Below are 9,994 nucleotides of genomic sequence, written 5' to 3'. Positions count from 1 at the left end.
ATCAAGGTCATCAAGCGCAGGGCCTACGGGTACCGTGACGAGGAGTACTTCTTCCTCAAGATCCGCGCCGCGTTCCCCGGAATTCCGCGATGAACCTTTATTTTCGAGGATCGTCGAGTAATTGAGAATCTTTGTTAGGAAGGTGATTTTGGAACGGACGCAATGGAAAATGTGCCGCTTCAAATGGAATGAACGGCGCTTCGGAAGGGGATATCGGTTGCGTCGCGCGCGACGGCGGCATGCGATGGAAGGCGGAACTCCGGATGCCGCACTTGCGAGGCGACCGGCCGGGAGTGGCCGATAAGCGTGCGTCGCACCGCATTCACGCGTTGATTTCCCGGGGCGTTGATCGAATTGTGTGGCGCGCGGACATTCGTTGCATTTTGCGTAGCCGGTATTGCGTATGCCGGCGGCGCGGCAATCGATTAATCGAAGCGGGGGCTTGTGCAAACCGCATCGAATAGACGATTTGGATCAGATTTATTCAGTGAGCGAGCGGATTCGGATTATCCGATGTCGAGAGCCTGCGACGCTTTCCGGATATTGCCAAACGAAACGGCGGGGCGATCCGAATAATCGAGAGCGAACATGCACGTCGTGAGCGAAGGGGGCGTGGAATGTCGGCGGCGCAAGCGCGAACCGGTTCGAACGCGTCGACTCGGCTTCTAGCGCGCGGAGCCGGCAAGCGCGCGGTACGGCGATGAAATGACGGAATCGGCGCGGCTGCGGGACACGTCGGGCTTTCGACTCGAAGGGGCGACAAATCTTCGGGGCGTGCGCTGTCAGCGGAATGCGCGATGGGATGCCGCTTCGCACTCGCTTGCGCCGACGCGATGCCGGCATCGAGGGAAAATAGACTGGTTGTAACGTCGCGCGCGATTTGTCACCGTTTAGCGATATGTTTGTCACTGCCTGATCTGCCGCTTTTGCGCCGGATTTGTCACGGTGAATGCACAGGGCACCGTGCGAGGGACGCACGTCCCGATTGCCGCCCACTGCACCGAAAAATGGACGCTGGCAGCTTCACCTCAGCCCGCCCGGCGAGGCATCGGCGCAAGGTTCCGCTATACTCTCGAAACATTTCCGTAAGAACAAAGTAATGCGCGTGTCGCGCATGCCAAAAAATCGAGGGAAGAAGTGGAACGGGGTATCTCGTATGTCTGCATCTCGCTTACCCGTGCGCAAGACCGGCGCACCAAGATGGTGGAGCAGTTTGCCAATCACGGCATTAATGCACGGTTCTTCGATGCATTTGACCTGAAGGGAGCTGTCGAAGCCATACCGGGTTACGACGCAGCCGGTCGCCAGCGGCGCTATGGCTGGCAGCTCTCTCGCGGGGAGGTCGGTTGCTACCTTAGCCATCGTGCGGCGTGGCTCCAACTGGTGCAATCCGGCAAGGAAGCAATGTGCGTCATGGAAGACGACATCACGCTGCTCGACGGGTTCAAAGCCGCTACGCTCGAACTCTACGACGCTCGCCAGCATTGGGATATGGTGCGGCTGATGTGGATCAACGAGCGTCAGCAATCCGAGTATGCGCGTCTTCCGAGCGGGACCAAATTGATGTGGATGGAAAACCCGGTGGGCTTGCAGTGCTACATGATCACGCGAACCGCCGCGCAACGCATGCTGGACTACACAGCGAAAATTACGCATGCGATTGATATCGCGTTCGATCGCAACTGGGAGCACAGGCAACGGATGTATGTCACGTATCCGCAGTTCGTAGCAGACACCGGCGCGCCGACGACGATCACTGACAGGCCTGATAGTCGAACGCTCATGCAGCGATTGAAAGCCAAGTATTACCGTAAGGTCGAGCGGCGCACATCACGCTGCTTCAACGACGAGCATCGGCCAAAGCGCCCAATTCAAATCGAAATCGCGCCTGCCAACGTCGAGGCAACGCCGACGCTTGCGTGAAGCATAGCTCGGCGGCGGGCGCGAACGCAAAGCGCCTGCCAATAAGCCGTCGACCTTTCCCGCCAGCTCGTCGAATGATGCCGTCCAGCCGCTCGCGATCGAGTCAGAACAAACCGCCTGTCAGCGTTCCGGGTTCCCAGTTCGTAATCACAAGCTCGCGGCTCTTTGACGCACCGCCAGTTGCGTTGTTCAAACTGTACTTGATTGACAGCCCGAGCATCGGAAAACCATCGAACGCTCGACGAATGTCGGGATGATCGTTGATGCTCACCATCACCTTGCCTTTACAGGCGCGCATCATAGCCGCCATCCGTTCGTATTCTTCGAACGGGAACGGAACGCCATATCCCTCGGTCTGCCAGTACGGCGGATCACAATAGAAGAACGTGTGCGGCCGATCATACCGGTCCATGCATTCGTACCACGGCAGGTTTTCGACGTGTGCGCTGGCCAACCGCAGATGTGCGGCTGACAGACTCTCTTCGATCCGTAGCAGGTTGACCGATGGTGCGGTCGTAGCGGTGCCGAACGTCTGCCCTTGAACTTTGCCGCCGAAGGCATGGTGCTGCAGGTAGTAAAACCGCGCTGCACGTTGTATATCTGTGAGCGTCTCCGGGACCGCAAGCTGGTGCCATTTGAATACCTGTCGACTCGAAATCGCGTACTTGAATTGCCGCACGAACTCTTCAAGGTGGTGCTGCACGACGCGGTATAGATTCACCAGCTCGCCGTTGATGTCATTCAGCACCTCGACTGGTGCCGGCATCGGCCGTAGGAAGTACAAGGCAGCACCACCGCAGAACACCTCGACGTAGCATTCGTGTTGTGGGAATAGTGGAATGAGTTGCTCGGCCAAGCGACGCTTGCCGCCGAGCCACGGAATGATGGGTTGTGCCATTTAGGGTGCGAATTGTCTGTTAAACTCGCCCTGCCTTCGCGAAGGTGGCAGGGCCTTGGCTTCTCACTGTTCCGCGCAGTGAGTAAGTGACCGGCACGAGTGCTCCTACACTCGTGCCGGTCGCCTTGTTCCGAACAAAAATGAAGTGTTACTCGCTTGTGGGCGCATCCGGCCACCGCACATCCAGCGGGAAGCCCGGTTGTTCCGGCAGATCGCGAAGCGTCTGCCGATAGACTACCCACTTCTCCCGAGTTGCCGCCGACACGTCAGGCGCTTGTGTCCAGTCAGACGCACGAAGGAGCGAATCCCGTTGTTCTCGCGCCTTCTGTGCGGCAAGGACCGGGCGGAGTTCTTCGCCACGCTTAAGCAGGTCCGTAACGTCCGGCGGCACAACGGAGCAATTCCATTGTGCGATGAACGCATCGCCGCACTGAAGTCCCGTTTGCCGATCTAGTGGATGGCCTACCCAATAATCGCGCCCGTGTACGAGCTGCGGCCAGCGATCCTCAATCGCCATGATGAGAAGTTCGTGCTCGACCAAGTAGCCTCCTTACGCGTTGCGAATACGGGTGCATCGCAGGAACAACGTGCGCGGTGCAGCGTCACCGTTCCAGTTGTCGGTTCGGATGCCCTTCACGAACCATGTGTCCGGCGCATCCACAGTCGTCGTGCCGGTGCTTTGTCGAAGCGGGCCGAACTCAGCAAAATCGTACGGCTGACACGTTGCGCCTGCATTCGCTTTGCCATTGTCCCGGTTGTACAGGTCATCGAGGATGGCGCTCATCCACGCGTTCCGGTACGTGCAGTACAGATTCCCATCCGTATTGAGAATCTGCTGACCCCGCATGAACATCGTGCCAAAATCATCGACCGACCACGTTACGAAGTTATAGGCGTTGTTGATGATCTCCAGGCCGCCACCATCGCGCGCTCGAAAGTACGTGCTAACGTCTTGGCCCTCTCGCCAGTTTCTGAGCTGGAAGTCCGCCTGCCAGCCTTGCTTACTGAGCGCCAAGCGGCCACCAACGGTACCGCCGGACGTGTTCAGCTTCGAGTCAGGATCGAAGCTCATATCCGTCCACAGTTTTCCGTGATTTTGACCATTGATTGAAAGCCATGCGGCATTACGCTCGTTGTTCGTCGTGAGCATGTACGGCACACCATCGCCGCTTTTTACGGCGAACCCTTGCACCCATTGCTGCGTCGCGTAGGTTCCCGATAGCGCTTGTACGAATGCCGTCGTCGCGAGTCGTGTCGAGTTATCCTTTGCATCCGGTGTCGGGGCTGTCGGCGCTCCAGTCAGCGCTGGCGAATCGAGTAGCGCGACGCGCTGAAAATCGACCTCGGTCGAATACAGCGACGAAGCTGATCCCCCTTCCAACTTGATGCGACGGCAAGCGATCAGTCCGCGTGTGCCTTTCGGGTTTCCGTCCAGCACCTTGCGGATGCGCAGTTTTCGCGTACCACGCGGAACGGCAGACGATGCACTCAAATACGTCCAACCCGCATCGGGAGGAGCCTTTAACTGCAGAGATTGCCCGAGAATCTTCGGCGGAGATGCGTCATCGTAGAATTCCGCATCGATATAGAAGCTTCCCCCGGTCAGTCCGCCAGCGAACAGTTCTGCTTGAAGACTGATCGTGACTCCATCGCCAAGCCCGACGAAGTCCGAGTAATCGACAAAGTAAACGACCTTACCGTCGAGATCACGATCAAGCGCCCAAAACGTACCTTCGCCGTAGCTGCCAATGGCTGGTTTGAGCACAAGGCCGTTCGTATCGATGTTGGACGAGTTCCCGGAAAACCACGATGCGCTTCCGAATTCAGCCGACCCATTGAACAGCAGGTTCGGACTGTTGACTCCGTTGACCCGGCCACCCGTTTGGATGCCCCCCGCAATACTGTCCGTGTAAATTTTTCGGATGCCCTTCAGAAGCTGCTTGTTGTCGTTTGGATCAAGTTTCATCCCGACGCTTTCGGGTACGGCGGCAAGCTCTTCTTGAACGGTTTGCATGAAGTGGCGAGTAACAACAGTCCCTTTGATCCCTTGCGAGGGATCGCCCGGATACCAGTTGCCATCAGGCGTGTTGATTCGTTGCATGGTTACTCTTCCTGGTAGATGAAGTAGACGAACGTGTCGGCTGGCTTCAGGTCTTGGAACACGGATTCGAGAATCGGGTCGGCAAACGTCAGCAGCGGCTCGCCAACCGCGCTTTCGTCAACACGGAAGTAGATTTCCAGTGAAGGCGAGCCGTGAACGGTTACACCCCATTGATAGACGATGTCCTCGATCCAGATCGCATCGCCGATCGCACCTTCGTCAACGCGAAATGGCTCCAGCTCGACGATTTCGATCCGGTAGCCCAGAGCGTTTGCCAGTCGCTTGAAGTACGCAATTGACATGCCGCCAGTCTCATTGACCTTGGCGACGACGGTCGATATGCGCTGTTGCAACGTCGCATCCACAGCCGGCGTGATGCCACACACACGCTCCCAATCTGGCAAGAGCTGGTGCGCAAAGAACGGCGTGATGCCGTTCACGATCGTTTCGGCGTCGGCGAGCGCGCGATCCAGCACCTTTCCTTCGGCAGTCAGCTCGGCCGCGAGACGCGGCTCACGCGGATCGTATGAGACGGCAGGAATAAGCCGCCCGAGCAGTTCGGCGTGTTCGTTCATGTCATCGTCCTCAACGTCACCTTGCCGAGCCGGCACCACTCGATCACCTGCGCATCGACCACTGGGACGACATTGGCCGTTGGGCTTTCAAGCACATAGTCTTCGATGCCAAGCGTATCGTTGATGACGCCGCCGATGCGGTTTCGAATGACCATGTCGCCAGGAGACACGATCGCGTTATAGGCTGCGAGACCGGATTCGACAGCCGATTGAGCCGCGTCGAGCGTGATGCCGTTCAGCTTGACGGCCGCCGTGACGTCGTAGGGCTTGATCGACGGCACGACAACGCGTGCATCCTTGGCCCGCACCGGCCGCTGAACGTCAATGTGCGCCTGCACGGCTTTTAATACGTCATCCGAAGGTAGGCCATCTTCGGTCACGATAACGACGTCGACCGTGCCGAGCCCCCGACGCAACGGATAGACAAACGCGGCCGTTACGCCGGCCACCTCCATCGCCCATTGCCAGTAATCGTATTTGTTGCCGCCGGCCGGTGGACGACGAATGCGCTGCAGCAGACGTGCGAGCAAGCTGTCGAGCGTTTCGATTGCCGTGCCGCCACGAAGACTGATGATCGCCAGCGTCGCGTCGACGTTGACCGGCGGCACGGTGAGCGTGAGCGCATCGCCATCCTGACGGTTTCCGTCGACACCGGCGTCGACGGCCACCACACTGACGACGAGATTGCCCGCCGCGTCGAATGTGCCATCGCTCGTCGTTACATACGCCGTGCCGTCCTGGTACTTCGCGCTCAAACCGCTAGCGAGCTGGACACCGGGCTTGCCTGTTACGCGCACCGTGCCGCTGGCGACAACGGCTGGTTTGCGCTCGATGCCGCGCAGGCGTGCATGCAGGATGAGATTGTCCTCGTCGGCCGTGTCCGGGAATATCTGCTTCGCCGTCCAGACCTGGTGCGCATACAGCCCTTCGATCACGCTGGCCACGCCGCTCGCGCGCACATAGTGGTCGGAATCCGGGCCGATGTCGGCGTCGGAACGCTGGTTCTTGATCTCGCGCAGAATGTTCGCGCGGACCTGGTCGAGCGTCAGAACGGTCGCCGGCATTACGACACCTTGACCGGATGCTGGAAGTGCTGAACGTCGCCTGTCGCGTCATGCACGTCGATGAGAAGAGCGAGCCAGCTTTTTTCGCCCGATGCGGACGACACCGATACCTTGCTCGCTCGCCCATCCTTGACCAGGGGCGCGAGCGCCTGCTCGGCATACTGGACTGCAAGGCGACGCACGCGAGGCGTATCCTTCTCTCGCGCAAGCGTGTGCAGCAGCGAGCCGACGTCCGGCGCGGCCCACCAGGAGCCGAGCGGTGTGGCGAGGCGGATATACACGGCGTTCGCGAGCGTCGTGGTCCGCGTGCCGGTATATCCGCCTGTTTGCGGGTTCAGAAGTGCGTCCATGCCGCGATTGTGATCGCGCGCGCGTGGACAATTCAGATGATGGAGGTCAGTGAGTGCCGCTGATGTCAGGCGACAGGGGTGCCCGTGATGCTGCCCGTTTCCGGATGCTTGTGGCCGTTGAAGCTCTTGCCGCTGATCACGGCATCCTTGTCGACGTTCAGGCTGTCGATGCGCGCGCCGTCGCCACCCGACATCGACATGCCGCCCTTGCCGGTGATCTGCTCGGCCACGTTGAGCGCGTGATCCATATTGACGGTCGGCGTCTTGAAGTTGACCGATTCTTCGGCTTCGATGTTCAGCGTCTTCGTCTTGATGTCGATGACGCGGCCGCGAGCGAGGACGATGGAATCACCTTCGTCCGTGTACAGCGCCACCTCGCCAGCCTTCAACGCCTTCAACCGATACTGACCATGCTCGGTCGCGATGACGATTCCATGACTCGTCTTGCCGCCGACCGGCACCACGACCATCATCGTGCCGGCCGGCGGCGAACTGGTGTAGCCGTAGTGTTGGAATAGTTCGAGGTCGACCATGTTCTCGCCAGCGAGACCTTCGCCGCGAACGGTCGCGGTCGGGCCGTTTGTCTGCACGCCACCGATCATTCCTCGGAAGGCTTGCCGAATGCCGGAAACCGCACGCTGGATGCGCTTGTCGATGTCCTTGATCATTTCATGATGCTCGCGTCGATGGTGGCGTCCGTGACTTCGATCGATGGTCCGCCGCGTTTCTTCTTCCGATGCTTGCGGCCCGAATGCGGATGCGCGTCGAGAATCCACACGCCATCTTCCTTCAGGGTCAGCGTCGTGTGCGTGCCGCCTGGACGGCCACCCGTGAATCGACGCGCCATCAGGAAGTAGATGGCATCGATCCCGTATTCCTCCCATACGACGTGCACCCGTTGGCCCGGCTTCCACAGCACGCCGTCCGAGGTTCGGTGTCCCTTGACGCTCGCGCGCAGCGTGTGCGCGGCGAGTGCCGAGTCGGAAATGATCTTGCGCGCACGCGCTTCGGCCGCTGCCAGATTGGGCGCGTCGTGGTCGACGACTATCTTGGGGCGGTACACCGGCACATCCTTGTCTTTCACGGTCGCCTTGATGGCGTGCTTGCCGGCCTTCGATCCGGTGCCGTGCGCCTGGCCGAGCACCGTGACTTCCGAGTGTCGCTCGGCGATCGACAAATCCTCGTCGAACCACTCGACGTTGTTGCCCTTACCATCCTCGCGCAGGATCAGGATCGCGACGGGCGGGGCATTGTAGTCCGGCCCGCCGACCACGAGCGTGCCGTCCGGATCGAACCACGGCCACAAACCTTCACCCTCGGCCGCGTGAACGAGCGCGTCCCATGCCGTGTCACCCGGGTCGACGCTGATCTTGTCCCACGTCGACTGCGCGCGCGCCGTGTCGATACGAATCTTCCTGATCCCGAGCGGTTTAACGATGTTCGCGACCACCTCCGCTAACGTGACCTGTTTAGCCGTGAAAATCGGTGCCGAGCAGTCGCGCAGGATCGCGGCATAGTCCCGGCCGCTGATCGACAGCGTCTTCTCGGTCTTGCTGGTGCGGCGACGCACCTGGTCGACGTAGCCGACGAGCACGGTATCGTCGCCGACCTTGACCTCGACGTGCGCGCCCGACTTGACGGAGTCCGGCATCTTGCCGGACGGGCGCGTGAGGCGCACGTCCCACGCGTCGGCCGGCGTCAGCAGATCGGAATCGATCGAATACGACGACCAGGCACTATGCGCCTTGCCACCGATCAGCAGCGTCACATCGTTATTGGGCGAAGCCACGGACAATGTCTCCTCGCTGAATGAAGTTCGGATTGCGGATCTGTGAATTCAGGCGAAGAAGCTCCGTCGAGCGCAAATAGTCTCCGTACCAGAGATGCGCCAGCAACGTGAGGTTCGACGGCGCATCAACCGTGCGCGAAATGATCGGCGGCAGGACGTCGATCACCTTGATCGCCAGCTCCTGCACCGACAGTGCCGTCTCTTTTAACGGCTCGATAACGGGCCGAGCCTGTTCGACCGGCACGGCCGCGCGTACGGCGTCGATCGCGGCTTGGATCAATCCACGCGTATCGTTCGCGATCTGCTCGACCTGATCCGGCGTCAGCGTCGGGGTGTCGGCCTCATTCGCCAGGATGTCGGATGCAACGCTGGCCGTCACCGTGGCAACGACAACCGCCGTGACGGCCGTGACGAGCTGGATGTCCGATGCGTCAGCGGCAACGGTGCTAGGACGTGCCGGTGCATACGGCGTGGCGGGGTCGGTCGAGCTGCTGGGTGCGGCCGTCGTGGCCTGCGTGCCAGGAATGACGAGCGGCTGGCCAGCGGCCGACGCTGCAGGCAGCTTCACGACCGTCTTCATCTGGTCGCGCATGTCGTTCCAGTCAGACATGACGAGTCCTGGATCGAACGAACGGAAATCCGCGATACCGCTGACCAGGCCGATCAGGTCCGACGCGAACGCGCCTGGCCAGGACAGATAATCGACCGTCGCACGTCGAAAGCCGACGACAAGCGCCGTGATCGGACCGAGCGCCTCGCTCAGGACATCGCGCAAAGCATTGAGTCGGCGCAGGCCAGCCTTCATCGTCTTGAGCAGGCCGACTGCTCGCTCGAACATGCTGGTGCCGGCATCCTGCGCGGTGGTCGCGAGCTGCGCGGCGGCGTCAGCGGTTTGCGTCGGCCGCTGCTCAATGAAGAACGGATTGGCCGGCGTCGAGCGCTTGAACCGCATCTCGATCACACACGCGTCGACGTTCTCGGCATCATGGGACACGTGCGCGCCAATGAGCTGCATGCTTGGCATCGACCCGAACACCGGATGGATCAGTTCGCCCGGCCCCTTGATCGCGAGTGCGCCGAGCAGCGCCTGCATCCGATCCTCGTAATCGTCGCCGAAGAAGATCGCGGTAATACTGGTGGTGTGCGCCTTCAGGCCGAGATCTTCAACGTCTTCGCCGTCGACGTGCGGCACCGCGTATTCAGCGGTATCGCGGTCGATCGTATCGTCCGTGTGCTGCGCGTCGAACGGAACGCCGCGAAACGAAGCATCGAGCAGGCTATCTTTCCATGCCAT

10 protein-coding genes are annotated in these 9,994 nt (G+C 60.3%); 1 reads left to right on the top strand and 9 read right to left on the bottom strand.

Going from position 1 to position 9,994, the window contains the following annotated elements; genetic code table 11:
• Positions 1-1,137 precede the first annotated feature (1,137 nt).
• A complete protein-coding gene (locus tag X946_RS14675; protein WP_038748625.1) occupies positions 1,138-1,923 on the top strand; it encodes a glycosyltransferase family 25 protein in 786 nt (261 codons plus the stop codon).
• 103 nt (positions 1,924-2,026) lie between these two features.
• Here X946_RS14675 and X946_RS14670 read toward each other — a convergent pair whose 3' ends face one another.
• The 9 genes from X946_RS14670 to X946_RS14630 form a co-directional block, all read right to left on the bottom strand.
• Complete coding sequence (locus X946_RS14670; protein WP_017880445.1) at positions 2,027-2,821, bottom strand: DNA adenine methylase; 795 nt, start codon at positions 2,819-2,821, stop codon at positions 2,027-2,029.
• A gap of 148 nt (positions 2,822-2,969) precedes the next feature.
• Entirely contained in the window at positions 2,970-3,362 is a 393-nt protein-coding gene (locus X946_RS31205) for a tail fiber assembly protein (RefSeq protein ID WP_038719145.1), read from the bottom strand.
• Between the two features lie 9 nt (positions 3,363-3,371).
• Positions 3,372-4,922 (bottom strand): hypothetical protein, encoded by a 1,551-nt coding sequence (locus X946_RS31200; protein WP_081989572.1) that lies wholly within the window; start codon positions 4,920-4,922, stop codon positions 3,372-3,374.
• A gap of 2 nt (positions 4,923-4,924) precedes the next feature.
• Positions 4,925-5,497 carry a YmfQ family protein gene (locus X946_RS14655; RefSeq protein ID WP_004549651.1) on the bottom strand — a complete coding sequence of 191 codons (573 nt, stop codon included), beginning with the start codon at positions 5,495-5,497 and terminating at the stop codon, positions 4,925-4,927.
• Positions 5,494-6,561, bottom strand: coding sequence for a baseplate J/gp47 family protein (locus X946_RS14650; protein WP_038748624.1), 1,068 nt, complete (start codon positions 6,559-6,561; stop codon positions 5,494-5,496). Before X946_RS14650 ends, X946_RS14655 begins: the two co-directional genes overlap by 4 nt.
• On the bottom strand, positions 6,561-6,911 hold the full coding sequence (locus X946_RS14645; RefSeq protein ID WP_038730277.1) for a phage GP46 family protein: 351 nt from the start codon (positions 6,909-6,911) through the stop codon (positions 6,561-6,563). Before X946_RS14645 ends, X946_RS14650 begins: the two co-directional genes overlap by 1 nt.
• A 65-nt stretch (positions 6,912-6,976) precedes the next feature.
• On the bottom strand, positions 6,977-7,579 hold the full coding sequence (locus X946_RS14640; protein WP_006025666.1) for a phage baseplate assembly protein V: 603 nt from the start codon (positions 7,577-7,579) through the stop codon (positions 6,977-6,979).
• Positions 7,576-8,700, bottom strand: a complete 1,125-nt coding sequence (locus X946_RS14635) for a phage baseplate assembly protein (protein ID WP_038748623.1) — start codon at positions 8,698-8,700, stop codon at positions 7,576-7,578. Before X946_RS14635 ends, X946_RS14640 begins: the two co-directional genes overlap by 4 nt.
• The gene (locus X946_RS14630; protein WP_038748622.1) at positions 8,684-9,994 is read right to left on the bottom strand and encodes a DNA circularization protein; all 1,311 of its coding nucleotides are present in this window, start codon (positions 9,992-9,994) and stop codon (positions 8,684-8,686) included. The genes X946_RS14635 and X946_RS14630 overlap by 17 nt, the downstream gene beginning before the upstream one ends.

Origin of the sequence: Burkholderia sp. ABCPW 111 (genome assembly GCF_000773065.1) — a bacterium.
Classification (GTDB): domain Bacteria; phylum Pseudomonadota; class Gammaproteobacteria; order Burkholderiales; family Burkholderiaceae; genus Burkholderia; species Burkholderia savannae.
The sequence above is the reverse complement of the archived record's forward strand: the minus strand, read 5'-3'. Positions and strand labels throughout refer to the sequence as shown.